The organism is Rubrivivax gelatinosus (assembly GCF_016583785.1).
Lineage (GTDB): Bacteria > Pseudomonadota > Gammaproteobacteria > Burkholderiales > Burkholderiaceae_C > Rubrivivax > Rubrivivax gelatinosus_B.
The window spans coordinates 1-539 of sequence record NZ_NRRU01000242.1; the positions used below are offsets into that span (position 1 = coordinate 1).

The 539-nt window shown below is 73.5% G+C and carries 1 protein-coding gene; it reads right to left on the reverse strand.

Annotated features, from left to right (window positions below; genetic code table 11):
• Positions 1-539: EAL domain-containing protein (locus CKO43_RS25615; protein ID WP_200380431.1), on the reverse strand; the 539-nt coding region annotated here is incomplete at both ends.

Below are 539 nucleotides of genomic sequence, written 5' to 3' on the forward strand. Positions count from 1 at the left end.
CTGCTGTGGCCCAGCGTCGCGATCGCGCGGATGATGTCGCCGCTGACCGGGTGCGACATCACGTCGCGGCTGAGCGAGCCGTCGACCTTGATCGCGGCGACGCGGAAACGTTTCAGGTGCAGCAGCGACGCGTGCCCCATGCCGAAGTCGTCCATCGCCAGGCGCACGCCCAGCGCCTCCAGCCCGGCCAGGTTGCGGTCGGCGATCTCGCCGGCGGGGATGCCGCGGCTCTCGGTGATCTCGAGCTCCAGTTCGTCGGGCCGCAGCCCGTGGCGCTCCAGTGCCCGCGCCACGACGGCCGGCAGCCCCGGCTCGCCGAGTTGCAGCGGCGAGACGTTGACCGACATCGTCAGCGCCTGCAGCCCCTGGCGGTTCCATTGCGCCTTGCGCGCGCAGGCTTCGTCCAGCGCCCAGGCGCCCAGGCGGCCGATCAGCCCGCCCTGCTCGGCCAGTGCGATCGCGACGTCGGTGCGCACCGGGCCGTAGCCCGGGTGCGTCCAGCGCAGCAGCGCCTCGACACCGATCGGCCGCCCGTCCAG